Origin of the sequence: Azospirillum cavernae, from assembly GCF_003590795.1 — a bacterium.
In the GTDB taxonomy this organism is placed as follows: domain Bacteria; phylum Pseudomonadota; class Alphaproteobacteria; order Azospirillales; family Azospirillaceae; genus Azospirillum; species Azospirillum cavernae.
Map to the genome: position 1 here is coordinate 439,171 of NZ_QYUL01000001.1, position 25,513 is coordinate 464,683.

Consider the following 25,513-nt stretch of genomic DNA (forward strand, 5'->3'; position numbering starts at 1 on the left):
GGGGCAAGGGAACGCCGACGCGGGGGCCTCAGCCGCCGCGACGGATGTGGTAGACGAACAGGGCGCCGTGCGCCGGATCGGGCCGGGTTTCATGGGCGATCAGCGCGTTGTCGGTCGTGTTGCAGAAATGCTTGAAGTCGATGACCGAGGCGGGATCGGTGGCGTGCACGATCACCTCCTCCCCCAGCGCCATCTGGTCGAGCAGGGCGCGGGTGCGTAGGATTGGCAGCGGGCAATGCAGCCCGGTCACGTCAAGCTCTCTCACCGGCACCGCGCCCGCTCCCTGATTGGTTTGCGTGAAAACCCTCAACGCGGCCATGACTGTAGCCGGTTCCTCCGGCCATCTCCAGCCGGTTGCGCCGGGGCGGGCGGTTCGGCGCGCGCGCGGCTTGGCCGAACGGGCGGCTTGATCCCGGGGCGATGAGCGTTTATAGGCTCGCCCCTTTTGCGGATCCCGGACGTCTGGGCAGGACCGACGGTCAAGGAATGAGGCACGAGCGATGACGGCATGCGGCTTGGATTTCGGCACGTCCAACACCACGCTTGGGGTGCATGACGCCACGGACGGTTTTCGCCTGCTGGCGCTGGACGGGACGCGCACCACGCTGCCCACCGCCGTCTTCTTCGATTTCGAGGCGGACGCCGTGACCATTGGGCAGGCGGCGGTCGATTCCTACGTGTCGGGGGTCGAGGGCCGCTTGATGCGCTCGATCAAGTCGATGCTCGGCACCGATCTGATCGACGCCGACACCGCGCTGCGCAAGGGCCGCATCAGCTTCCGCGCCGTCATCGGCACCTTCCTGGACACGGTGAAGAAACGCGCGGAAACGACTCTCGGCCGCGAATTGGGCGACGTCGTGGTCGGACGCCCGGTCCATTTCGTCGATGGCGACGCGGCGGGCGACGCGGCGGCGGAGGAGACGTTGGGGGCCATCGCGCGGGCGGCGGGCTTCCGCCATGTCTCCTTCCAGTTTGAACCCATTGCCGCCGCGCTGGATTACGAACAGCAGGTGTCGGGCGAAGAGCTGGCGTTGATCGCCGACATCGGCGGCGGCACGTCCGACTTTTCCGTGGTGCGGATCGGGCCGGATCGGCGCGGCAAGGCGGACCGGGCGGGCGACATTCTGGCCAACGACGGCATCCGCGTCGGCGGCACCGATTTCGACCGCGACCTCAGCCTCGCCACCGCCATGCCGGAGTTGGGGCTTGGCAGCGCCCTGAAGCGGGTCGGGCTGCTGGCCCCCAAGAGCGTCTATTACGATCTCGCCACCTGGTCGAAGATCAATTTTCTCTACACCGCCAAGGCGCTGGCCGAGCTGGAGCGGCTGATGCGCGATTCGGCGGCGCCGGAGAAGATCGAACGCTTGATCGGCATTGTCGAACACCGCCAGGGCCACGCGCTGGCGATGGCGGTGGAGCGGGCCAAGATCGCCCTGTCCGACCATGACGAAACCCTGCTGGCGCTCGATTGGGGCGACGGGGCGCTGTCCTTGCCGGTGGACGTCGCGGGCTTGAATCGGGCGACCGGATCGCTGGCGGCGCGCATCGGCGCGCGGATCAGCGATTGTCTGGCCGACGCGGGCGTCACCGCCGACCAGATCGACGCGGTGTTCCTGACCGGCGGCTCCACCCTGCTGCCGCAGGTCCGCGCGGCGATTTTGGCCGAAGCGCCCGACGCCCGCGTGGTCGAGGGGAACATTTTTGGTTCCGTCGGGTTGGGTTTGACGGTCGAGGCGCAACGGCGTTACGGGGCCTGATGACGAACATTGCGTCGGCGATGATGGCGGGCGTGTGACATTTTAGAAAATTTGCCACACCCCACTTTTGCGACAGTATTTCCCCGAATCTTCAGGTATTTTGCCGACCGGAAATTCTCACCTGGGAATGTCCCAAGGCCACCTTTTGATCGCGGAAACCCCTTCGCAATGACCGTCGTTGCCCAGGCGCAGACTCACGGCGCCCCCCAGTCGCGCACCGAAACCCTGACCCCGACCACGATTCTGTCAAGCGCCGCGCCATCCGGCGCCGCGCCCTCAAACGCCGCCAAGGACCGCAAGGCCCAGGCGCGGTTGTGGGCGGAACGGTTGGCCGATTACAAGACTCCGGTGGCAAGGCGCAGCATCGGCCAGTTGGCCAGCACGCTGTTGCCGCTCGCCGGGCTGGTCGCGGCCATGGGCTACGCGCTGGAGGTCGGCTATTGGCTGTCCCTGCTGCTGGCGGTCCCGGCGGCGCTGTTCCTGACCCGCCTGTTCGTGCTTCAGCATGATTGCGGCCATGGCTCCTTCTTCAAGGCGGATTGGGCCAACAATCTGGTCGGCCGTTGCCTGAGCGTCTTCACCGTCACCCCCTATGAGGTGTGGCGCCGCGATCACGCCATCCACCACGCCACCTCGGGCAATCTCGACAAGCGCGGCACCGGCGACATCAACACCCTGACGGTGCGCGAGTATCTGGCGCTCAGCCGCTGGCAACGCTTCCTTTACCGCGCCTACCGCCACCCGCTGGTGCTGTTCGGCATCGGCCCGACGCTGCTGTTCATGTGGAAGTTCCGCTTTCCGCTGAGCGGGCAGGAGCGCGACGTCAAGGCGTGGATCAGCGTTTTGTCCACCAACGTGATGATTGGCGGCGGCTTGACCCTGTTCATGCTGGCCTTCGGCGCGTTGCAGGTTCTGATGATTTGGGCGCCGGTGGTCATCCTGGCGGCGACCATCGGGATTTGGCTGTTCTACGTCCAGCACCAGTTTGAAAACGTCTATTGGCGCAAACAGAAAGAGTGGGATTTCCACGAGGCGGCGATTGAAGGCTGCTCTTTCTACGATCTGCCGCGCTGGCTGCATTGGATGACCGGCTACATCGGCTATCACCACGTCCATCATCTGGCCTCGCGCGTGCCGAATTACCGCCTGCGCGATTGCCATCTGGCGATCCAGGATTTCCAGAAAGTCGCCAAGTTGGGGATTTGGGAGAGCTTCGCCACCGTCAAGCTGGCTCTGATTGATGAAGACAACCAGCGCATGATCGGGTTCCGCGACCTGCGGGCGGCGGCGTAAGGGGTTTTTGAACGGCCCCCACCCTTCATTCCCTCTCCCGCAAGCGGGAGAGGGTGGCCCGAAGGGCCGGGTGAGGGGTTCGCAAGAAAAAGCGGGTTCGCGACGACGAACCCCTCACCCTCCCCACGCGGACGCGTGGGTCCCCTCCCTCTCCCGCGTGGCGGGAGAGGGCAGTCGCAGGGGTGAGGTTACGATCCCACCATGCCGCGCAGGCGGTAGAGTTCGTCCAGCGCGGCGCGCGGCGTCAGGCTGTCGGGGTCGATGGCGCGCAGGGCCACTTCCACCGGCGACGGACCGCTGGGCGGCGGGGCGCTGTCGGTGGTCGGCGCGGGGGCGCGTTTCAGGGCGGCGCTGAACAGCGGCAAATCTTCGGCCAAGCGGTGGATCGCCGCGTTCTGGTCGCCCGATTCCAACAGCTTCAACACCGCTTCGGCCCGTCCGACCACCGCCGGGGGCAGCCCGGCCAGCTTGGCGACGTGAATGCCATAGCTGCGGTCGGCGGATCCCGCCGTGACCTCGTGCAGGAACACGACGTCGCCTTGCCATTCCTTGATCCGCATGGTGTGGCAGGACAGGGCGGGAAGCTTGGACGCCAGCATCGTCAGTTCGTGGTAATGGGTGGCGAACAGCGCGCGACAGCGGTTGACGTCGTGCAGGCTTTCCACGCAGGCCCAGGCGATGGACAGACCGTCGAAGGTGGCGGTGCCGCGCCCGATCTCGTCCAGAATGACCAGGGCGCGGGCGCTGGATTGGTTGAGGATGGCGGCGGTCTCCACCATCTCCACCATGAAGGTGGAGCGTCCGCGCGCCAGATCGTCCGCCGCGCCGACGCGGCTGTACAGGCGATCCACCGCGCCGATGTGGGCGCGCTCGGCGGGAACGAAGCTGCCGATCTGCGCCAGCACGGTGATGAGGGCGTTTTGGCGCAGAAAGGTCGATTTGCCCGCCATGTTCGGGCCGGTCAGCAGCCACAGCCGGTTGTCGGGGGCCAGATCGCAATCGTTGGCGACGAAGGGACCGGCGTGGGCGGCGTCCAACACCGCCTCCACCACCGGGTGCCGTCCGCCTTGGATCGAGAAGGCCAGCGAATCGTCGATGAGGGGCCGGGTGTAGCGCCGTTCCGCCGCCAATTCGGCCAGCGAGGTGGCGACGTCCAACTCGGCCAGCGCGTGGGCGGCCAGCGCGATGGCGTCGGCGCGGGCCGTCACCGCGTCCACCAACTCGTTGAACAGGCCGACTTCGACGGCCAGCGCCTTGTCGGCGGCCTCCGAAATCCGGCGCTCCAGGTCGGAGAGTTCCACGGTGCCGAAGCGCACGGCGTTCGCCATGGTCTGGCGGTGCATGAAGGTTTCCCGCCCCTTGCCGGTCATCAGCTTGTCGCCGTGGGCGGCGGTGACTTCAATGTGATAGCCCAGCACGTTGTTGTGCTTGACCTTCAGCGTCGGCACCCCGGCGAGGTCGGCGTATTTGGTCTGCAACCCGGCGATCAAACGGCGGCTTTCGTCGCGCAGCGTCACCAGCTCGTCCAGCGGATAGGAATAGCCGCGCGCGATGAAACCGCCGTCGCGCGCCAACAAGGGCAAGTCGGGGGCGAGCGCCTGGGCCAAGGTGCCGACCAATTCGCCATGCTCGCCCAGACGGCGATCCACCAGCGCCAAGCCTTCGGGCAGCGGGCTGACGTCGTTCAACAGTTGGCGGACGATGGCCGCCTGAATCAAGCCGTCGCGCACCGCCGCCAGATCGCGCGGGCCGCCGCGCCCCAGGGTCAGGCGCGACAGGGCGCGCTCCAAATCGGGGCAGCGGCGCAGAGTCTCGCGCAGACCGCCGCGCAAACGCTCCTCGGTCTGGGCGAACTCCACCATGTCCAGGCGGGCGGCGATGGCGGCGGGGTCGGTCAGCGGGGCCGACAGATGGGCCGACAGCAGCCGCGCCCCGGCCCCCGTCACCGTGCGGTCGATGGTGGCCAGCAGGCTGCCGCGCCGCTCGCCGGTCAGGGTGCGGGTCAACTCCAGATTGCGGCGGGTCGAGGCGTCGATCTCCATGACCGCGCCGGGGCCGACGCGGCGCGGCGGCGACAGGCGGGGAACCCGGCCCTTCTGCGTCAACTCGACATAGCCGACCAGCGCGCCCGCCGCCGCCACCTCGGCGCGGGTGAACAGGCCAAAGGCGTCCAGCGTGCCGACGCCATAGAGGCTTTGCAGGCGTTGCTTGCCGTTTTCGCTGTCGAAACGCGGGTTGGGTTGGATGGTCAAACGGGATTTCCATTCGCCCCACAGCTCGAACAGGTCGGGCTGTTGGGCGAGTTTTTCGGAAATCAGCACCTCTTGCGGGTCGAGGCGGCCCAGCGCCGCGCCCAGCCCCACGCGCTCCACCGGCTGGACCACCAGCTCGCCGGTGGACATCTCCAGCCACGCCAGCCCGACGCCGCCCGCCGTTTCCGCGATGGCCGCCAACCAGTTCGAGGAGCGGGAATCGAGCAGGCTGTCTTCGGTCAGCGTGCCGGGGGTGACGATGCGGATGACGCCGCGCTTGACCACCGATTTGGCCCCGCGCTTTTTGGCCTCCGCCGGGTCCTCCATCTGCTCGCAAATGGCGACGCGAATACCCTGGCGGATCAGGCGTTGCAGGTAATTTTCGTGGGAATGGACCGGCACGCCGCACATCGGGATGTCTTCGCCCAGATGCTGGCCGCGCTTGGTCAGCGCGATGTCCAACACGGCGGCGGCCTGCACCGCGTCCTGGAAGAACATCTCGTAGAAATCGCCCATCCGGTAGAACAGCAGGCAATCCGGGTGCGCCCGCTTGATCTCCAGATACTGCGCCATCATCGGCGTGGCGTCGGGCGGGATGACGATGTCGGCGGCGGTGTCGGACACGGCGGGAAACTCGACCTTGAAAGGGTAAGGGGCGGCGATGAGGCGGCGCACCCTAGCACGCGGTCCAGGCGGCGGCGACACGCTGCGAAGGGCGGCGGGCGCTGGGACAATCAGACGCGCGCGAATGATTGCGATTTCATCGGCTTGCCATTGACGGGCGCGCGCGCCGGGTCGTTCAATGGGGTGGTTCCGGCGGCGCGGCGCGCGCGCCGGTTCCTGAAAACAACGAATCAAACGACCGGGAGTCGGCCATCATGACGCAATCGACCACAGACGGCGCCCCCCGCGAGGTGCGGGAGGTCGTTGCCTTGTTCACCAGCCGGGCCGATTTCGACCAGGCGGTCGCCGCGCTGCTGGGGGATGGATTCGACCGTTCGGATCTGTCGATCCTGGCCACCCACACCTCGCTGGAAGCCGCCGACCCCAAGGCGGCCAAGCCGCGCGACGAGGCGTTGACCGGGCTGGTGGGCGAGTTGAAATACGCCTTCCCGCTGACCACCGCCGGGCTGATCGCCATCGTCGGCGGCCCCATCGAGGCGGCGGTCGCCGCCCTGGTCGCCGCTGGTTTGGGCGGCGTGGCGATCAAGGATTATCTGGACGAGCTGACCAGCCACCCCAAGCCGGACGAATTCTCCCGCGCGCTGGAGGCGGGCGGCGTCATCCTGTGGGTGGCGGTCACGGACGACGAGCATGAGTTGCGCGCCACGGCCCTGCTGGAGCGCGAGGGCGGGCAGAACGTCCATCTGTCGGCGCGCGAGGCGTAAGGCGAGGTCGCAGGAAAGCGGCGAGGGGCGGGCGGCGAGGGGCGGAGGGTCAGGCGACCATGTTCAGCGCCGCCCCGCGTTGCGCGTCCTTGCCGCTCAGCTTGCGCTTGATCTCTTCGGCGATCTCTTTTTCGATCGCTTCCCGTTTCTTGGAATCCATCGACTGGAGGTCCTCTTCGGACATCTTGTGACGGGCCAGCCAATCGTCGCGGATGCGCTGGGCGGGCGTCTTCTTCGCTTCGGCGAGGAAGGCGTCGGCGGCGCTGGTTTTCGGCGCGGCGACCTCGCCGTTTGACGCGCCGCTCTCGCTCGCGCCGCTCTTGGTCGTGGAACGGGTTTGGGCGTAGGGATTGGTCGCGTAGCTGGAATAGCCGGTGATCTGCATGGCGGGCGTCCCGAAACGGCGGGGTTCGCGCCGCAACCGGAAAGCCGGGCGACGCGCCGAAACGCCAAGCAGACATCATGCCAAAACAGAAAACTCTGTTGGAACAGAGCGTTGACCGGATGGTGGGAGGTCAAAGCCGCCGCGCGCGGGCAGGATCGCGCCGGTTGTTTTTTCCGGTGGGAAATTTCTTCCCAAGCGTCGCTTTCTTGCGTGAAGGCTCAAGCGGCGCGGGCGTGGCGGTGAATCTTGGGACATCCGGCGACTTGCAGCCCATGGGCCTTGAACTCGGCTTGCAGGATGGAGGCCCAGCCCATGCGGATGACCACCAGCTTGAAGCTGTCGGCGATGTCGCGCCCGGCGACCAGATCAGTGATCTGCCACATCAGCGTCTCGTCCACCGCCTTTGGGTAGAGCCGGGCGACCCGCAGCAGGCGGGCCATCAGCGCGGCGGGCGATTGCTGGCCGTCCAGCCCGCGTTCGGCCATGGTCAGGGCGTCGCCCAAGCCCGCCAACTCCCGCCGCCCGCTCTCCATGTTGCCGACCATGATCCACCGCCTTCTCGCCAACGCTGCCATTCATCCTGGTCTGGAAATCCAGACCGAACAGTGACGGCGGTCACAGGCGGGACGAATTTCAACCCAGATCCGCCCCTCCGCCATCAGGCGTGCCAAGGCCGGACTTTGCCGTTATAGTTCAAACGGTCTGTCCAGCCCGGACAGCCGATGATGTGAGGTCGGTTCCCTTCATGCTGTCCGCACGCGCCGCCGCGCCGCTCGCCCCGCCCAAGCCCCACACGATTCCCAACAAGCGCGCGATCATCTCGCGGCGAAAGCTGTCGGGCGAGCTTGAGGCGTTGGTGGCCGAACATGGCACGGGCGACAAACTCCGCCCCGCTTTGATCGCCTGCCTGCGCCGCACGCTCGCGGACGGGCGGGAGGAGGTGCGCAAGCGCTTCGAGGCGGGCGGCTCCGGCGAAGACTGCGTGCGGGAGAATTGCTATCTGGCCGACCGGCTGATCGGCTCGCTGGCCGATTTCACCGTTCTGCACATCTTCCCCACCGCCAACCCGACGTCGGGCGAGGTGTTCGACATCTCGGCGACCGGCGGCTATGGCCGGGGGGAGTTGGCGCCGGCGTCGGACATCGACCTTCTGTTCCTGCTGCCCTACAAGCGCACCCCGCGCGTGGAGCAGGTCGTCGAATACATGCTCTACATCCTGTGGGATCTGGGGCTGAAGGTCGGCCATGCGGTGCGCAGCGTGGACGAGTGCATCCGCCAGTCCAAGGCCGACGTCACCATCCGCACGGCGATCCTGGAATCCCGCTATCTCTGGGGGCCGGGCAAGCTGTTCGCCGAGCTGCGCAAGCGTTTCGACAAGGACGTCGTCATCGGCACCGGCCCGGAATTCGTCGAGGCCAAGCTGGCCGAACGCGACAACCGCCATTTGAAGATGGGCGACAGCCGTTACGTTCTGGAACCCAATCTGAAGGACGGCAAGGGCGGCCTGCGCGATCTGCAAACCCTGTTCTGGATCGCCAAATACCTCTACCGGGTCGAAGGCGTCGATGAGCTGGTCGGCAAGAAGGTGCTGATGCCGGAGGAGGCGCAGCGCTTCGCCAAGGCGCAGAACTTCCTGTGGACCGCGCGCTGCCACCTGCATTATTTGACCGGGCGGTTGGAAGACCGCATGACCTTTGACGTGCAGACCTCCATCGGCGCGCGCATGGGCTACACTGACCATGCCGGGACCAAGGGCGTCGAACGCTTCATGAAGCATTACTTCCTGGTCGCCAAGGACGTCGGCGATCTGACGCGCATCTTCTGCGCGGCGCTGGAAGCGGAATCGAAACGCCCGCCGAAATTCAACCTGCTGCGTCTGGCCACCGTCGCCCGGCGCAAGGACGTGGATGGTTTCGTCGTCGATGGCGAGCGGCTGAACGCGCGCGACGAGCGCCAGTTCAAGGACAAGCCGATCGACATGATCCGGTTGTTCCACACCGCCCAGATCAACGACATCGACGTCCACCCGAACGCCCTGCGCTCGATCACCCGTTCCCTGACGGCCATAGGGCCGAAACTGCGGTCGGACCCGGAGGCGAACCGGCTGTTCCTCGACATTCTGACCGGGATGAAGGATCCCGAAATCACCCTGCGCCGGATGAACGAGGCCGGGGTGATGGCCCGCTTCATCCCCGATTTCGGTCGGGTGGTGGCGCAGATGCAATACGACATGTACCACGTCTACACGGTGGACGAGCACACCCTGTTCGCCCTGGGCATCCTGCACAAGATCGCCGCCGGGGATCTGGTGGACGAGCTGCCGCTGTCGTCGGAGGTGATCCACAAGGTCGTTTCCAAACGCGCGCTGTACGTCGCCGTCCTGCTGCACGACATCGCCAAGGGGCGCGGCGGCGACCATTCGGTTCTGGGCGCGCGGGTGGCGGAAAAGCTGTGTCCGCGTTTGGGGCTGACGGCGGAGGAAACCGAAACCGTGGCGTGGCTGGTGCGTTGGCATCTGGCCATGTCGCACACCGCCTTCAAACGCGATCTGGAGGATGAGAAGACCGTCCGCGATTTCGTCGCCCTGGTCCAATCGCCCGAACGCTTGCGCCTGCTGCTGGTGCTGACGGTGGCCGACATCCGCGCGGTCGGGCCGCAGCGCTGGAACAATTGGAAGGCCGCGCTTCTGCGCGAGCTTTACAACCGTTCCGAAGAGGTGATGTCCGGCGGCATGACGGTGGAGGGGCGCGGGCGCCGCATCCAGGCCGCCCAAGCCGCCCTGCGCGACGAGCTGACCGACTTTGACGACGCGGCTTACGAGCATCACAAGACTCTCGGCTACCCCGCTTATTGGCTGGCCTTCGACACGGAGACGTTGGCCCACCAGGCCCGCATCCTGCGCGGGGCGGAGCGTGACAAGCGCGAGCTGACGGTGGACACCCGCATCGACCGCAACCGGGCGGTGACGGAGGTGACGATCTACGCCAGCGATCACCACGGCCTGTTCTCCCGCCTCGCCGGGGCCTTCGCCGCGTCGGGGGCGGACATCGTGGACGCCCGCATTTTCACCATGACCAACGGCATGGCGTTGGACGTTTTCTCGGTCCAGGACGCCGGGGCGGGTGGGGCGTTTGAGAGCGGCGACAAGCTGGCCAAGCTGTCGGTGATGATCGAACGGGTGCTGTCCGGGCAGTTGAAGCCGTTGCAGGAACTGGCGACGCGCAAGACCTCCCACGCCAGCCGCACCCGCGTCTTCCATGTGCCGCCGCGCGTGTTGATCGACAACGCCGCCTCCACCACCCACACGGTGATCGAGGTGAACGGGCGCGACCGTCCCGGCCTGCTCTATGATCTGACCCGCGCCCTGTCGAACCTGACGCTTCAGATCTCCTCGGCGAAGATCTCGACCTTTGGCGAGAAGGCCATCGACGTCTTTTACGTGAAGGACGTGTTCGGCCTGAAGGTGACGCACGACGGGAAGCTGGCGAAAATCCGCGAGCGTCTGTTGCACGCGCTGGCCGACCCGTCGGGCGAAGCCCCGCCCCCCGCCCCGGTCAAACGCGCCCGGACCAAGGCGGCGGAGGAGGAGGAACCGGCGTGAGCGCGTCCCTCTATGACACCGACTTTTACGCCTGGGCGAACGAGCAGGCGGCGTTGCTGCGCGCCGGAAAGCTGAGCGACGCCGACATCGCCCACATCGCCGAGGAGATCGAGAGCATGGGCCGGAGCGAGAAGCGCGAGCTGGTCAACCGCTTGGTCGTTCTGGCGCTTCACCTGCTGAAATGGCAGTTTCAACCCGGCTTGCGCGGCAACAGTTGGCGTTTGAGCGTTGAGGAGCAGCGTTACCGCCTGTCCAGCCACCTCGACGACAACCCAAGCCTCAAGGCCCGGCTCGATTCCGCCATTCAGGACGCCTACCGTCTGGCCTTGATCGAGGCGGAAAAAGAAACCGGCTTGCCCCGGCGGGTGTTTCCGGTGGAATGCCCCTACAGCTTCGCGCAGATGATGGACGCCGGTTTTTGGCCGGAACAGACCGATTGATCGGGTCAGCCCGATACGGAACGAACACAGGAGCACGCCGATGGCGATGCGGAGTTTGACGACCGAAGGCCAGGAGCAGTTGGCCGGAATCGCCCGCCGTCGCGGCGTCAGCGACGACGCGGCGCGGTCCATGCTGGCGGCGCTGACCAACGGCGGCGGAACCATGGCCCAATTCAACCACCCGGAATTCGGCGGGGCGGGGCAGTGGATGCAGGGCGGCATGACCATGGTCAGCGACCTGTTCAACAACGCGCTGAAGGCCACCGTGGACGGGCTGTGCAACGACCTTGCCGCCCTGCTGCTGAACCCGGCCCCGGGGACGTGGCGGGAGGACGCGGCGGCGCCGGGCTTTGGAAGCGGCTCGGGCGGCGGCTCGGGTGGTGATTGGTGGCCAAGCGGGTTGGGCGCGCCCAACGCCAGCGGCGCGCAGAATGATTTGCGTTACGCCTATTTCGCCGACGCGTGCCGTTTGGCGGTGGAGATCGCCGGGGCCTTGACCCTTTACGACACCGCCGACCACCGGATTTCCGGGGTGTCGCAGCAGCAGGGCCATGGCTGGACGCTGACCTTCACCAGCCAACACGGAACCGTGCCGCTGTCGTCGCTGCGGGTGGTCGATGGCGGCGGGCAGGCCGCGTCTTTATCGTCGCCCCCATGGGCGGAGACGCAGCCGATTCCACAGCAAGTCATCCAGCCTCAACCCGTCCAGCCCCAACCAACCCCGAACCAACCAACCCAAACGGGCGGGCCGTTGATTCTGGAGAACAGCGTCTGGTCCTTTGGTCCGGCGGAAGGGCGGGCGGTGACGACGCTCGCCTTGGCGGCGGATGGCGGCGTCACCGGCGGCGACGACGCGCGGGTGCGCTATTGGTCGGTGGAGGATGACGGGCTGACCTTTTACGACGCCGATGGTCGGCCATCGGTGCGCTTCGCTCTGCCAAGCGGCGGGATGCCCGCGTCCGGCTTGACGGGCCAAGACCCGAACCGGCCCGGACAGACCTATTTCCTGCGCTCCCCCACGGCGGCGACGCTGGACTCCCCCGCGCCGGTCGCGGCGCCGTCGGCGGCCTTGCCGGTCGATCTGACCGTCGGGGCGTGGAGCCTGGAGGATGTCGCGGGAAACCGGCTCTGCGGCCTGCGTCTTCTGCCCGATGGCCGGGTCGAGGGCGGGCGCGTTGGCGAGGCGGCGTGGCGGATCACCGGCCACAGCCTGGTCTTTCTGCATGGCAGCGGTCGCCCGACCGCGCGCTTTGATCTGTTCCAGTTCCGCGCCGGGCGTTGGACGGTGATCGGCGCGCCGCTGAACAACGAATCCGTCTCGCTGTTCCTCAAGCAAGCCTGATTCGCCACCCTCACCGCCGTTTCGGGCCGAACCGTTTGCGCGGCGCGCCCCGGAAACCGGCGGCGGGCGGCGGTTCGCGGCGGCGGGCGCGGGAGGCGAGTTTCTCCGACAGGCGTTGGCCGATGGCGTCGCGGGCGGCGCGCACGCGGTCGCGGTCGGGCAGGGAGTCGGGGAATTTGCGGGCGGCCCAGAAATACAGGTCGCAGGCGCGCGAATAGGCTTCCAGCGCGTCGGCCTCCAACCCGTCCAGCCGGTCGGGCATCAGGCGGGCCAGCGGCAGCCGCTCCCCCGCTTCGATGGCGTCGAGGATGGCGGCGAAGACGCGGGCGTCCGCCGCATCGTCCAGATCGGCGGGGGCGAGCAGCAAATCCAGGCGCTGGGACAGGCTCAAACGCCGGGAATCCACCAGCAGGGCGGCGCGGCGCAGCGCCGACAGGTCGGACAGGCGGAAGGGCGACCCGGCGGTTTTCGCCGCGCTGTTGCCCTCGGTGAAGCAATCGACCAGCAGGCGGGTTTCGGCCCCGCCGAGATGCTCGGCCAACCGGGCCAGCATGGCGCGGGACGGGCGCACCGGCAACGGCGCGTCGGCGCGCAGGCGCGCGTCGGGCCGCTCCAGCAATTGGCGCAGCGCTTGCGGCGTGCCGCGCCCGATGACTCCGTAAAACCCCTCCTCATGCTGGCCGAATCGCCCGGCGCGTCCGGCGATCTGCTTCACCTCGGTGGCGGTCAGCGGGCGGACGGACGTGCCGTCGAATTTTTCCAGCGCGGTGAACAGCACCCGGCGACAGGGCAGGTTCAGCCCCATGCCGATGGCGTCGGTCGCCACCACGACGTCGGCCTCGCCCGACAGAAAGCGCGCCGCCTCGCGGCGGCGAACGGCGGGGGCCAGCGCGCCATAGACGGCGGCGACCGACAGCCCGCGCGCCAGCAGCGTGTCGCGCACGCTGTGCACCTCGCGCCGGGAAAAGGCGATCAACGCGTCGCCCGGCTCCACCTCCGGCCAATCCAGGCGGCGGTCGAGCGGGGTCAGCGGCGTCTTGCGCTCCAGCTCCACCACCTCCAGCGGCTCGCCCAGATGGGCGGCGGCGCGCTCCACCAGCGGGCGGATCTCCGGCGCGCCCAGAATGAACAGGGTGTCGGCGGGAACCCCGATCAAGGCGGCGGTCCAGGCCCAGCCGCGTTCCGGGTCGGCCAGCATCTGGATTTCGTCGATCACCGCGACCTCGACCGGGCGGTTGGGATCCATCAGCTCGATGGTGGACGCGGTGTGGCGGGCGCCGGGGGTGCGGATCTCCTCCTCCCCCGTCACCAGGGTGGTTGGGGTTCCGTCGGCGTTCAGCCGTTCCATCACCTCCAAGGCCAGCAGGCGCAGCGGGGCCAGATAAACCCCGTCGCGGGCGGCGCGCAGCGCGGCGATGGCGCGGTGGGTCTTGCCGGAGTTGGTCGGCCCGATCACCAGAACCAGCTTGCGTTTCAGGCCGCGCGCGGTCGGGAACAGATGCTCGAAGCGGGAAAAATCGAAATGGCGGCTGACATAGGCCCGCCCGCGCCCCTCCGCCCGGTCGCGCCGCCATTGGTCGTGCTCCCGCTCCCAACGGTCGAGCAGATCGTCGGCGTCGAAGCGGTTGCGGGCGGCGCGCGACAGGCGGTCGGCGAAGGCGGCGAAAGTCCAGTCGTCGGGCGGCTCGCCAATCTCCTCGGCGTAGCGGCGCAGGGCGGCGGCGACGCGCGACAGGGCGTCTTCCAGCGCCAGAGTCAATGTCGGGTCTTGGGTCAGCCGCGCGGCCAGCGTGGCATCGTCCAGATCGGCCAGTTCCAGCGCGTCGAGCGTCCGGCTGGCCTGAAGCCGCACCGGCAGCGGCAGGCCGGGCCAGCGCAAGCAATCCTCGCGCACCGCCCGCACGCGGGTGCGGTCGTCGGCGGACAGCAGCGCCGCGCTTGCGTCCGGCAACGCCCGGCGGGCTTGCGCGAGCAGGGCGTCGCGCCGTTGCGCGCGGTCAACCCGGCCTTGGATTTCCAGCAGGATCCCGGCCCGGCGGTCGGCGGGAACCAGCAGGTCGCGCTTGCCCTTGGGCAGCGGCAACCCCAGCGCGACCAGCCCGCGCCCCTCGGCGTCGGACAGGCGGAGCAGCCCGGCGGCCCCCAGCGTCGTCACCTCCGGATGGGCGAGGGCGAGGTCGTGGATCAGATGCGGGTCGGCGGCGGGGAAGGCGTCGCCATCAGCGTCTTGGGCATTGGGGGCGTCGTCGGTCATCGCGGGGCGTCCTGGTCGGCGGCGCAATGGTGCAGGACGATGCCGCTGGTCGTCGCTACGTTCAGGGAGTCGAAATCGCCCGCCATCGGAATCCGCACGCTGCGGGCGCGGGCCAGCAGGGCGGGCGGCAGGCCCGGCCCTTCCGATCCGAACAGCAGGGCGGCGCGCGGTGGCGGGACCATCCGCGCCAGGGTTTCCGCCCCGCTGGGGCTGAGCGCCACCCCCTCGAACCCCAGGGCGTCGAGCAGGGCGAGCGGATCCTCCCCCGCCGTCAGCCGGGCGGTGGGAACCAGCAGCGTCGCCCCGACCGACACCCGGATCGCCTTGCGGTAGAGCGGGTCGCAGCAGCCGGAATCCAGAATGACCCCATCGGCGCCAAAGGCGGCGGCGTTGCGGTAGATGCCGCCGAGATTGTCGTGGTTGCCGATGCCGAACAGCATGACCACCCGCGCCCGCGCGGGCATGGCGGCCAGCAGATCGGCGGCGCTTGGCTGCGGCGCGCGCTCCCCCAACGCCAGAATGCCCCGGTGCAGCGGAAAGCCGACGATGCGGTCGAGCACGGCCTGCCCGGCGGCATAGACCGGCGTGTCGGCGGGCAGCTTGGCGAGCAGCGGCTCCAGCGCCGTCACCCGCTTGTCGGCCAGCAGCAGCGACCGCGCGCGATGGCCGGACGCCATCACAAGACTGCGCACCACCACGGCCCCCTCGGCGATGAAATGCCCGTCGCGCCCGACCAGATCGCGTTCCCGCACGTCGCGGTAGGCGGCGATGCGCGGATCGTCGGGATCGTCGATGGGAATCAGGATCGGCACGGGCGGCGACTCGCGATGGTCAAGGGGCAGGGCGGGCGGCAGGGCAGGGCGGGCGGCCCCATGCTTAGAGCATTCCGCCAAAGCTTTCCACGCCGCGCGGTCATCGTATAAAACAACGCTTCGATCCGTCCCTGTTTCCCCGGCAAGCTGGAGAGCGATTGTGAGTGCGTGCCAGGATCATCCGATGCGCTTTCGTTCCATCCTGCTCGGCGCGCTGTGCGCGTTGACGCTCCAGCCGACGTTCGCCATGGCGGCGGACGCGCCGTCGCCGGACCCCTCGGCGGTGTTGAGCGGGGTTCTGACGGTTGACGGCAAGCAAATCCCGCTGCCGGATGGCGAGTGGCGGCTGACGGGCCGCGCGGTGTTCTCGCCGCCGACCCTGGACAAGCCCGGCGCCGTGACCAGCCTCAGCCTTGTGCGCGTGCGCGACCAGAGCGTGGACGGGGCGGCGCTGATTCAGGTGGCCAGCCCCGGCGCCGATCCGCTGTGGGGCAAGGCCCCGGCCTGCGAGCGCACCGATTTGCCGCTGGCGCGCGTTCGTTACGCCTCCGACCATGACGGGTCTTGCGCCTGGGTCAGTCTGGTGGGGGCGGCGGACCGCGACACGCTTGATCCCGCTTGGGTGCAGACCTTGGGCGAGGTGGAGCGTCAGGGGTGGCGGTTGCCGGAGCGTTGGGCGACCGCCAGCTTTCGCGTCACCGACCCGCGCGACGCCCTTCAGGTCCGTTACGCCTTCGATGGCGGGGTGGGGAACGGAGAGGTTCCTGGAATCGCCCCGTCGGCGCCGGATTCTGGATGGGTGGACGCGGCGTGGGATCAGGTTGAGCGGGGATTCCGCAACCGGCTGGACGGGGCCTCCGCTTTGCCCAACTGGACCGCGACGCCGCCCACCGACGCCGGGTCAACCGAAAACGCCGAGGGTGGCGGGCTTGGCCGCACGATTTGGAAGACCATCACCTTTCGCGGCATCGTCACCACGCTGGATTTCTCGACCAATTACGCGGTGATCGGCGACGTCGCCGCCGCCGCCGGTCTGTCGGCCTTCGCCTTCGTCATCGGGCCATTTGTGTACATTGGTCATGAGTTGGCGTGGGAGCGTTTCGGCGGCCCGGTCGTTCGGTCGGTCGAGTTGCCCGGTTTGGGCGCGGATGGGGCGGGTACGCTCTGACCTTTGTCCGAAAGGTCATAGCATTTCTTGTGACGTTGAAACAAGTTCCGCCAATTTATGGCGGAGCTTAAAAATATATTATTCATTATTTGTTGTATTCGATCCGACAAAGCCCCATCTTGGGTGTGTCGATGAATGACCATATGACGTGACGAGGCGCAGATTTGCGCGGTCGCGTCGTGAATATGATCGAAAAACGCGAATTCGACGGCCTGCAAATCTTGCAGGAACGCCACTCCATGTCTTGAAGGAGGTTCCATGACAACGGGAACCGTAAAATGGTTCAACGGCCAAAAGGGTTTTGGCTTCATCGCTCAGGATGACGGCGGCAGCGACGCCTTCGTCCACATCAGCGCGGTCGAACGCGCTGGGTTGGGCGATTTGCGCGAAGGGCAAAAGCTGGAATTCGAGCTGGTGTCCGACCGCAAGAGCGGAAAGATGTCCGCTGAGAATCTCAAGTCTTTGGACTGACCCTGATGACGGCGACTCTGGACAACCGGAGATCGCCGACACCCACCATCGCCTTGTCGGCGCCGACCACGGATGTACTGGCGGCCCGACGGGCGACGAACGGTCAGAATGACGCCCGGCTCCAGGCCCGGCAGCCTCGGCCCCGAACCGCGTGACAGCGGCGGGGCCGTTTTCTTTTCACCATGACAGGAGATGACGCTATGGCCAAAGGACAGAAGCGGAACAATCGCGAAGTGCGCAAGCCGAAGGCGGCCAAGCCGGTCTCAGCCGTGCCGGTGGCGACCTTCCTGACCAAAATCGACACGACCGCGACCAAAGCGGTCAAGAAGAAGACGTGAGGCCGCCTTGTGGCGGTCGAACGGGCGGAGATTGAGGTTGTCCGCAAACCCTGGGGCCGCGCCGATCTGCGCCCCTGGAGCGGCATAAGCGACGCCGACGGTCCGGTTGGCGAGTTGTGGTTTCAGCGGTCGGATCGCGGGGCGCCGCCGACGGCCTTGTTGCTGAAGCTGTTGTTCACCACGCAACCGTTGTCGATCCAGGTCCACCCCGACGACGCCTTCGCCCGCTCCCTCGGGTTGGATCATGGCAAGACGGAGGCGTGGTTTGTCGTGTCGGCCAAGCCCGGCGCCACGGTCGGCGTTGGGTTGAAGCAGCCGATGACGTCGGCGGACCTGCGGGCGTCCATCGAAGACGGCTCGATCATCGACCGCATGCGGTGGCAAGAGGTGCGGGCGGGCGACGTGGTGTCCGTTCCCGCCGGAACCATCCACGCCATCGGCGCCGGTCTGGTGATCGCCGAAATTCAGCAGCGCAGCGACGCCACCTTTCGCCTGTTCGATTACGGGCGGGCGCGGGAGCGGCATGTCGATCACGCGCTGGCGGTCGCCCATCGCGGCCCGGCGGAACCACAGCCGCCCTTCCAACGTTTGACTGACGCGCGGACCCTGCTGGCCGTCAGCCCCTATTTCGTTCTGGAGCGCCTCAACCTGCCGGACAGCGGGACCTGGACCCTGCGCGCCACGGGGGAAAGCTGGCTTCTGGTGTTGCAGGGGCAGGCTCGCGTCGGCGCGCTGACCGTCGGCGTCGGCGAAGCCGTCTTTCTGGACGGCGCGCAGGCCGACCTGACCGTCGGGCCGGAGGGTTTGACCGCCCTGTTGGCGTATGTCGGAACGGTTTCCGATCCGACTCTTCTCTTCAACCGTGATGGGCGACAGGCCGTTTTGCCGCTCCGCATTCTGGAGGCGCAACCATGATCCCGCCAAGCCGTATCGCGTTTATCGGAAACTCTCTGCCGCGCCATTGCGGCATCGCCACCTTCACCACCGATCTGCAACAGGCGGTGGCGTCCTTTTGCCCCGGCGTGGACGCCGCCATCGTGGCGATGACCGACCAGGGCCACCGTTACGACTATCCGTCCACGGTGATCGCCGAGATCCACGACGCCAAGGCGGCGGATTATCTGCGCGCCGCCGATCTGCTGAACGCGGAAAAATTTGACGTCGTCAGCCTTCAGCACGAGTTCGGCATTTTCGGCGGGTCCGCCGGGGACCGGATTTTGCCCTTGCTGTCCCGGTTGACCAAGCCGGTGGTGACGACCCTGCACACGGTTCTGGCCGAGCCGACCGCCAAGCAGCGCGCGGTGATGGAGCGCGTGATCGCCCGCTCCGCCCGTCTCGTGGTGATGGCGGAAAAGGCGCGGGGGCTGTTGCGCGCGGTCTATCAGACCCCCGATGAGAAGATCGTCGTCATCCCGCACGGGATCCCGGATTTCCCCCTGGTCGGGTCCGCTGGCGCAAAGGCCGAGCTGGGCTTTTCCGACCGCACGGTGATTTTGACCTTCGGTCTGCTGTCCCCCAACAAGGGGATTGAGGTGATGATCGAGGCGATGCCCAACATCCTGAAAAGCCGCCCCGACGCCGTGTATGTGGTGCTGGGCGCCACCCACCCCAACCTCATTCGCGCCCAGGGCGAGGCGTACCGCGAGGGGCTGGCGGCCCGCGCGCGGGAGTTGGGGATCGCGGAGCATGTCGTGTTTCTCGACCGCTTCGTCGATCAGCCGACTCTGCTGCGCTTCATTTCCATGTGCGACCTCTATGTGACGCCCTATCTCAGCGAGGCGCAGATGACGTCAGGCACCTTGTCTTACAGCTTTGGCTTGGGCAAGCCGGTCGTCTCCACCCCCTATTGGCACGCGCAGGAGCTGCTGGCCGACGGCCGGGGCATCCTGGTTCCCTTTGGCGATTCCAAGGCCATTGGCGACGCCATCGCCGGGCTGTTGACCGACGACGGCCGCCGCCAGGCGATGGGCGAACGCGCCCACGCCGAAAGCCGTTCGATGGTGTGGGAACGGATCGCCGGACGCTATCAGGGCGTGTTCGAGGAGGTTCGCGACGAGCGGCGGCGGGACCAGCGTTCCGTCCAACCCCCGGCCTTGCTGGAGTTGGCCCGCTTTTCGCCGTCGCGTCCCCAGCAGGCCCCGCCGGAGATGCGGCTCGATCATTTTATGGCGATGTGCGACGACACCGGGCTGTTTCAGCACGCCGTTCATTCGGTGCCGGATCGCTCGCACGGCTATTGCGTCGATGACAACGCCCGCGCCCTGCTGCTGGCCTGCGCGCTCAACGCGCCCGGCGAAACGCGGCTGGCCGACGACGTGACCAGCCGTCTGGCCTCTTTCGTTCAACACGCCTGGAACCCGGACACCAAGCATTTTCGCAACTTCATGAGCTTTGAGCGGCGCTGGCTGGAGGATCGCGGGTCGGAGGACAGCCACGGGCGCACCATGTGGGCGCTGGGCGAATGCGCCCGCAGCGACGTCAGCCCGTCGCGACGCTCCTGGGCCGCCGCGCTGTTCGGGCAGGCCCTGCCCACCGTCATGGGCTTTGGCTCGCCGCGCGCCTGGGCCTTCACGCTGCTGGGGCTGGACGGCCATCTTGCCACCGGCGTGGTCGACGACGCGGCGGAGGAGTGCCGCTTGCGCCTCGCCAACCGGCTGATGGCGCTGTTGGCCTCGGTCGAAAGCAAGGATTGGGTGTGGTTCGAGGAGGGGTTGGCCTATGACAACGCCCGCTTGCCGCAGGCCTTGATCGTCACCGGCCAAGCCACGGAAACGCCCGCCTACGTCGCGGCGGGGCTGCGCAGCCTGCGCTGGTTGATGGCCCGGCAAACCGCGCCCGAGGGGCATTTCCGCCCGATCGGCTCCGACAGCTTCGGCGCGATCCGCCAAGCCCCGGAACCGTTCGACCAGCAGCCGCTGGAGGCGACGGCGGCGATTTCGGCCTGTCTGGCCGCTTGGCGGGTCGATGGCGACGCCGCTTGGCGGGCGGAGGCGGGAAGCGCCTTCGCCTGGTTCCTGGGGCGGAACGACCTGTCCGAGACGGTCGTCGATCTGGAAACCGGAAGCTGCCGGGACGGATTGCACAGCGACCGCCCCAACGAAAACCGGGGCGGCGAGTCGGTGGTGTCCTATCTGCTGAGCCTTGCCGAGATGCGCCGCGCTGTCCGCTTGAGCGGCCAACGGATGGAACGCAGCCCGTTGCAGGCGCTGCGGGTTTGATGCCGGAACGCCAATGACGCTCCGTATTGCGTTCTGACGCCACGCAGGCTTTTCCGCGCCTATGGGGGCGCCGCCGCCGCCGCCCCACTGCCGACGCCAGCGGGCGCTTGAAAGGTCCTTTCAAGCGCCCGCTGCTCCAACCCCCGCGACCTCATCCCCGCCGTGCGACCACCGGGAGTTGTTCCGTGACCCAACCGACCTTCTTCAACCGCCAAGCCTTGTATCTGCGCCCCGACCCAACCCGGGTGGTCGTGCGCCCCTTCCGACCGGCGACGGAGCCGCGCGACTTCAACCCGACCGACCGCACGCGGGCCAACCACATCGTTGAACGAATCCTGGGGCTGTCCCCGGAGATGGCGGACAGCCAACTGGCTGATGTGCTCGAAAATTTTCAAGGCCGCCATCGCAACTTGTTGGCCAGTTTTGATCGGCGTGCGAACGACATGGAGGCGGCCTTCGCCCCCACGCCGACTTCACCACGGTGCAGCGCCAACTGGTCGGCGCCTATTTCCTGCACGAATATTCGTTCGAGGCGTCGGCGCTGTTCAACCCCAGCATCGTCGTCCATCCCGACCAGACCGGCGCGCCGCCGGGCGGGTGTCGCTTCATCCTCAGCCTGCGCGCGGTGGGGGAGGGGCATATCTCCTCCCTGACCTTCCGATCCGGGACGATTTCGGCGGACGGCGGCGTGTCGGTCGATCCAACGGCCCGTCTGGCCTCGATCCCCGACGTGGAAAGCTGGACCTCCGGTCCCAACGGCGACGACGTCCGGGTGGTTTTCCCGGCGGACGAGGACATCAGCGAGCGGATCCTCTTCCCCATCACCGCCTCGCAATCCCACGGCATCGAAGACGCCCGTTTCGTGGAGTTCATGGAGGAAGGGCAACGGGTTTATTACGCCACCTACACCGCCTACAGCGGCACGGCGATCTGTTCCGAACTGATCGAGACCAGCGACTTCGTGTCCTTCCGCCTGTCGCCGCTGTCGGGGAACGCCACGAAAAACAAGGGAATGGCGCTGTTTCCCCGCAAGATCGACGGGCAATACGCGATGATCGCCCGCCAGGACAACGAGAACCTCTATCTGGTCCAGTCCAATTGCCTGCACAATTGGGACGGCGGCGTGGCCATCATGAAGCCGCAATACCCGTGGGAGTTCGTGCAGATCGGCAATTGCGGCTCCCCCATCGAACTGGATGAAGGGTGGTTGCTGCTGACCCACGGAGTCGGGCCGGTGCGCCGATACTCCATCGGCGCGGTTCTGCTCGACAAGACCGACCCCAGCAAGGTGCTCGCCCGATCCAAGGAGCCGCTGGTGCGGCCCAACCCGTCGGAGCGCGAAGGCTATGTGCCGAACGTCGTTTACACCTGTGGCGTGATGCGCCATGGCGAGCGTATCGTCCTGCCCTACGCGGTGTCCGACACTTTTTCCAATTTCGCCACCATCCCAATCGCCCAACTGCTGCAATTGATGGAGCCGGTCTGACGGCGGCCTTGTTTCGACCGTGAAGACTCCCCATGCTGCAATGCAGCATCCATGAGGAGTTCCGATCATGCCGAATCTCACGACCTTCTGGCGGGGCCTGCGCCGCCGGATTGTGGGGGAGGCGGTCGCGCCAGCGGTTCCAACCGGGCCGCTGCTGCTGCCCTCGCCGCCGCCGGAGGAGCCGCCGCCGCCTGTGCGTCGGCTGGCGCTGGCGCTTCAGGGCGGCGGCGCGCATGGGGCCTTCACCTGGGGCGTGTTGGATCGGCTGCTGGAGGAGGAGACGCTGGAGCTGGTCGGCGTCAGCGGGGCCAGCGCCGGGGCGATGAACGCCGCCATGCTGGCGCAGGGTTGGGCGCGCGGCGGGCGGGCCGGGGCGCGGGCCGAATTGGATCATTTCTGGGAGCGCATCAGCGAGGCCGGTCGTCTGGGGCCGATCCGCCCAACCCTGACCGCAAGGCTGTTCGCCCGCTGGAGCGAGCGGGTGGCCAGCGACCGCTGGAACATCGACAACGCCTTTGGCAGCCATCTGGTGGAGTGGGCGCGGCGCTGGGTGACGCCCTATCAGACGCAACCCGCCGACTTTCACCCCTTGCGCGCCCTGCTGACCGAGTTGGTCGAGCCGGAGTTGATCCGAAAATCCGGTCTGCGGCTGTTCGTCAGCGCCACCAACGTCCGCACCGGCGGGCTGACCCTGTTCGACGAGACGCAGATCGGCGTCGATCATCTGTTGGCCTCGGCCTGTCTGCCGCATTTGTTCCGCGCCGTGAGCATCGACGGCGTCGATTATTGGGATGGCGGTTACGTCGCCAACCCGGCGGTCAGCCCGCTGGTCGGCGCCTGTCCCGGCGCCGACATCGCCGTGGTGACGATCAACCCGTTGACCGCGCTGGAAACCCCGGAAAACCCCACGGCGATCGCCGAGCGCCTGAATCAGATCACCTTCAACGCCCCCCTGCTGACCGAGTTGCGGGCGATGATGGCCGACGCTGACGGCCCGCGCCTGCATCTGATCGAGGCCGACGACGCTCTGCGCGGTCTGGGCGTCTATTCCAAGCTGGTGACGGATTGGAGCTTTCTGTGCTGGCTGCGCGAAACCGGACGCCAGACGGCGGAGTTGTGGCTGCGCGACAATCTCGGTGCGGTCGGCGCGGAATCCACGTTGACGTTGCCTTGAAGCCTTGTCCGAACGAGTCTTTGTTGCGATGGTCCTTGGAAACATGGTCCTGAAACAGGGAGCCGGGGCGTGATTCTGTCGGGTTGGGGCCGTTACCCGAGTCTGGATTGCCCGGTGTTCCAGGCCCGCCACGAGGACGACGTCCGCCGACTGGTCGATGGCCGCGTCAGCGTGATCGCCCGTGGCGCCGGGCGGGCGTATGGCGACGCGGCGCTGAACGCCGACGGCGTGCTGTCGGCCTTGCCGATGAATCGCTTTTTGGCGTTCGATCCGGTCGCGGGGGCGCTGACCTGCGAGGCCGGGGTCGCTCTGGACGACATTCTCGACACGTTCGTTCCTCGGGGCTGGTTTCCTATGGTGGTTCCCGGCCTGCGGGCGGCGACCGTCGGGGGCGCGCTCGCCGCCGACGTTCACGGCAAAAATCACCATCGCGACGGCTGCTTTGGCGACCACACGCTGTGGCTCGACCTGTTGACCGCCGATGGCGGGGTGACGCGCTGCGGCCCGGATCGGGAGTCCCGCCTGTTTCGCGCCACGCGGGGTGGGATGGGGTTGACCGGAGTCATCCTGCGCGCGGCCATTCGTCTGCGCCGGATCGAGACGGCCGTGATCCGTCAGGAGACTCTGCGTCTGGCCGATCTTGATTCCGGTCTGGACGCGCTGGAGGCGTCGGACGATTGGACCTACAACGTCGCTTGGATTGATTGCCGGGCCAGCGGCAAAGGGTTTGGCCGTTCGGTGTTGACGCGCGGCGAGCATGCCCGCGTTGAGGAGTTGCCGCGCGCCCTGCGGGCCGACCCTTTGCGGCGGTCGCCGCCGCGCCTTGGCACGGTTCCCTGTGATCTGCCGCCGATTTTGGCGTTGAACGCCGTCGCCGCGCGGCTGTTCAACGAAGCCTATTTCCGGGCGTCGCGTCCGGGCGAGGCCCTGATCGGGCTGGACCGCTTCTTCTTTCCGCTGGATGGGCTGTCGGCGTGGAACCGTCTCTATGGTCGGGCCGGGCTGCTCCAGCATCAATGCGTGTTGCCCAGGGCGAGCGCGCGCGCCGGGCTGCGAGCGCTGCTGAATCGGATCGCCGCCACCGATTGCCGACCGTTGCTGGCGGTGCTCAAGCGGATGGGGCCGCGCCGGGGCGGCTTCCTGTCATTTCCGATTGACGGGCATTCTCTGGCGCTGGATTTTCCCGTTTCCCCGGCGTCGTTCGCCCTGTGCGACGATCTGGACGCCATCGTCGCGGATTGCGGCGGTCGGCTTTATCTGGCCAAGGATGCGCGCATGAGCGCCGCGACGATGCGGAAAGGCTATCCCGAGCTTGAGCAATTCGCCGAGGCGCGGGCGGCTTGGGACGCCGACGGGCGCTTTCGCTCCCGGCAATCGGAAAGGTTGGGGCTTTGAGCGGTCCTCCGTTGGCGTTGATCGTGGGGGCGACCTCCGACATCGCCCGGGCTGTGGCGTTGCGCTGGGCCGCGATGGGATGGTCGTTGATCCTCGCCGGTCGCGACATGGCCTTGTTGGAGCGTGACGCCGAGGATCTGCGCCTGCGTCATGGCGTCAGCGTCGCGACGCGCCGGATCGACGCCCTGGACACCGCCAGCTTTCCCGCCTTCGTCGCTGGGCTGCCGGGATTGCCGGACGTCGTGGTCTGTCTGGTCGGCGCGCTGGAGGACCAGCGCTGCGCCGAGGCCGATGGCGCGGTGGCGGAGCGACTGATGCGCGGCAATTTCATCGGCCCGGCCCTGTTGCTGGGGGAGATCGCCCATCGCATGGCGGCGCGGGGATCGGGGGTCGTGATCGGCGTCAGCTCCGTCGCCGGGGATCGGGGGCGCGCGGCCAATTATGTGTATGGATCGGCCAAGGCTGGCTTTTCCGCCTTTCTGTCCGGGCTGCGCGCCCGGATGAGTCGTTGCGGCTTGCGGGTCGTCACCATCAAGCCCGGCTTCGTCCGCACCCGGATGACCGAAGGCATGGCGTTGCCCCGTTTCCTGACGGCGGAGGCCGACGAGGTGGCGCGCGTGATCGCCGACGCGCCAACCCGTGGCCGCGACGTCGTTTACGCGCCCGGAATTTGGCGCTTGGTGATGTTCGTCATCCGCGCCCTGCCGGAAACACTGTTCAAGCGGCTGAGGCTGTGACC

General features: G+C 67.5%; 21 protein-coding genes. 15 read left to right on the forward strand and 6 right to left on the reverse strand.

The annotated features are described in order from the left end of the window. Window positions 1-28: 28 nt before the first annotated feature. On the reverse strand, window positions 29-265 hold the full coding sequence (locus D3877_RS02125; protein WP_238474687.1) for a sulfurtransferase TusA family protein: 237 nt from the start codon (window positions 263-265) through the stop codon (window positions 29-31). A 235-nt stretch (window positions 266-500) separates the two neighbouring features. On the opposite strand from D3877_RS02125, the gene D3877_RS02130 reads away from it, so the two are divergent. Beyond that, on the forward strand, window positions 501-1,757 hold the full coding sequence (locus tag D3877_RS02130) for an Hsp70 family protein (protein ID WP_119829125.1): 1,257 nt from the start codon (window positions 501-503) through the stop codon (window positions 1,755-1,757). Between the two features lie 168 nt (window positions 1,758-1,925). Beyond that, window positions 1,926-3,050: a fatty acid desaturase gene (locus D3877_RS02135; RefSeq protein ID WP_119829126.1), complete on the forward strand. Its 1,125-nt coding sequence runs from the start codon at window positions 1,926-1,928 to the stop codon at window positions 3,048-3,050. A gap of 188 nt (window positions 3,051-3,238) precedes the next feature. Here D3877_RS02135 and mutS read toward each other — a convergent pair whose 3' ends face one another. Next, window positions 3,239-5,878, reverse strand: a complete 2,640-nt coding sequence (mutS, locus tag D3877_RS02140; RefSeq protein ID WP_119830732.1) for a DNA mismatch repair protein MutS — start codon at window positions 5,876-5,878, stop codon at window positions 3,239-3,241. 302 nt (window positions 5,879-6,180) lie between these two features. Between mutS and D3877_RS02145 the strand changes: the two genes are divergently transcribed. Beyond that, on the forward strand, window positions 6,181-6,690 hold the full coding sequence (locus D3877_RS02145; RefSeq protein WP_119830733.1) for a hypothetical protein: 510 nt from the start codon (window positions 6,181-6,183) through the stop codon (window positions 6,688-6,690). Window positions 6,691-6,739: 49 nt separating this feature from the next. Here D3877_RS02145 and D3877_RS02150 read toward each other — a convergent pair whose 3' ends face one another. Together D3877_RS02150 and D3877_RS02155 are read right to left on the reverse strand one after the other, a co-directional pair. Beyond that, window positions 6,740-7,075: a hypothetical protein gene (locus tag D3877_RS02150; RefSeq protein WP_119829127.1), complete on the reverse strand. Its 336-nt coding sequence runs from the start codon at window positions 7,073-7,075 to the stop codon at window positions 6,740-6,742. Window positions 7,076-7,293: 218 nt separating this feature from the next. Next, window positions 7,294-7,620 carry a hypothetical protein gene (locus tag D3877_RS02155; protein ID WP_238474688.1) on the reverse strand — a complete coding sequence of 109 codons (327 nt, stop codon included), beginning with the start codon at window positions 7,618-7,620 and terminating at the stop codon, window positions 7,294-7,296. A 200-nt stretch (window positions 7,621-7,820) separates the two neighbouring features. Between D3877_RS02155 and D3877_RS02160 the strand changes: the two genes are divergently transcribed. The 3 genes from D3877_RS02160 to D3877_RS30100 are packed head-to-tail and all read left to right on the forward strand — an operon-like array spanning window position 7,821 to window position 12,458. Next, entirely contained in the window at window positions 7,821-10,676 is a 2,856-nt protein-coding gene (locus D3877_RS02160; RefSeq protein ID WP_119829129.1) for a [protein-PII] uridylyltransferase, read from the forward strand. Then, complete coding sequence (locus D3877_RS02165) at window positions 10,673-11,116, forward strand: DUF29 domain-containing protein (RefSeq protein WP_119829130.1); 444 nt, start codon at window positions 10,673-10,675, stop codon at window positions 11,114-11,116. The genes D3877_RS02160 and D3877_RS02165 overlap by 4 nt, the downstream gene beginning before the upstream one ends. A 40-nt stretch (window positions 11,117-11,156) precedes the next feature. Continuing rightward, a complete protein-coding gene (locus D3877_RS30100; protein ID WP_199720676.1) occupies window positions 11,157-12,458 on the forward strand; it encodes a hypothetical protein in 1,302 nt (433 codons plus the stop codon). Between the two features lie 10 nt (window positions 12,459-12,468). Here the strand turns inward: D3877_RS30100 and D3877_RS02175 are convergent, their stop codons facing one another. Together D3877_RS02175 and D3877_RS02180 are read right to left on the reverse strand one after the other, a co-directional pair. Then, entirely contained in the window at window positions 12,469-14,712 is a 2,244-nt protein-coding gene (locus tag D3877_RS02175; RefSeq protein ID WP_119829131.1) for a helicase-related protein, read from the reverse strand. Further along, entirely contained in the window at window positions 14,709-15,524 is an 816-nt protein-coding gene (locus D3877_RS02180) for a TrmH family RNA methyltransferase (protein ID WP_119829132.1), read from the reverse strand. The genes D3877_RS02175 and D3877_RS02180 overlap by 4 nt, the downstream gene beginning before the upstream one ends. A gap of 184 nt (window positions 15,525-15,708) precedes the next feature. Between D3877_RS02180 and D3877_RS02185 the strand changes: the two genes are divergently transcribed. The 9 genes from D3877_RS02185 (at window position 15,709) to D3877_RS02220 (ending at window position 25,511) form a co-directional block, all read left to right on the forward strand. Next, window positions 15,709-16,692, forward strand: a complete 984-nt coding sequence (locus tag D3877_RS02185; RefSeq protein WP_158599763.1) for a DUF2061 domain-containing protein — start codon at window positions 15,709-15,711, stop codon at window positions 16,690-16,692. A gap of 258 nt (window positions 16,693-16,950) precedes the next feature. Then, on the forward strand, window positions 16,951-17,163 hold the full coding sequence (locus tag D3877_RS02190; RefSeq protein ID WP_119829134.1) for a cold-shock protein: 213 nt from the start codon (window positions 16,951-16,953) through the stop codon (window positions 17,161-17,163). Window positions 17,164-17,363: 200 nt separating this feature from the next. After that, window positions 17,364-17,501, forward strand: a complete 138-nt coding sequence (locus D3877_RS30105) for a hypothetical protein (protein WP_199720677.1) — start codon at window positions 17,364-17,366, stop codon at window positions 17,499-17,501. A gap of 9 nt (window positions 17,502-17,510) precedes the next feature. After that, window positions 17,511-18,416 (forward strand): class I mannose-6-phosphate isomerase, encoded by a 906-nt coding sequence (locus D3877_RS02195; protein ID WP_119829135.1) that lies wholly within the window; start codon window positions 17,511-17,513, stop codon window positions 18,414-18,416. After that, window positions 18,413-20,719: a glycosyltransferase family 4 protein gene (locus D3877_RS02200; RefSeq protein ID WP_119829136.1), complete on the forward strand. Its 2,307-nt coding sequence runs from the start codon at window positions 18,413-18,415 to the stop codon at window positions 20,717-20,719. The genes D3877_RS02195 and D3877_RS02200 overlap by 4 nt, the downstream gene beginning before the upstream one ends. Window positions 20,720-21,200: 481 nt before the next feature. Beyond that, window positions 21,201-22,205 carry a glycoside hydrolase family 130 protein gene (locus tag D3877_RS02205; protein ID WP_238474689.1) on the forward strand — a complete coding sequence of 335 codons (1,005 nt, stop codon included), beginning with the start codon at window positions 21,201-21,203 and terminating at the stop codon, window positions 22,203-22,205. A 67-nt stretch (window positions 22,206-22,272) separates the two neighbouring features. Further along, window positions 22,273-23,379, forward strand: a complete 1,107-nt coding sequence (locus D3877_RS02210) for a patatin-like phospholipase family protein (protein WP_119829137.1) — start codon at window positions 22,273-22,275, stop codon at window positions 23,377-23,379. Between the two features lie 69 nt (window positions 23,380-23,448). Next, window positions 23,449-24,774, forward strand: coding sequence for an FAD-binding protein (locus D3877_RS02215; RefSeq protein ID WP_119829138.1), 1,326 nt, complete (start codon window positions 23,449-23,451; stop codon window positions 24,772-24,774). Then, a complete protein-coding gene (locus tag D3877_RS02220) occupies window positions 24,771-25,511 on the forward strand; it encodes an SDR family oxidoreductase (protein WP_119829139.1) in 741 nt (246 codons plus the stop codon). The genes D3877_RS02215 and D3877_RS02220 overlap by 4 nt, the downstream gene beginning before the upstream one ends. Window positions 25,512-25,513 lie beyond the last annotated feature (2 nt).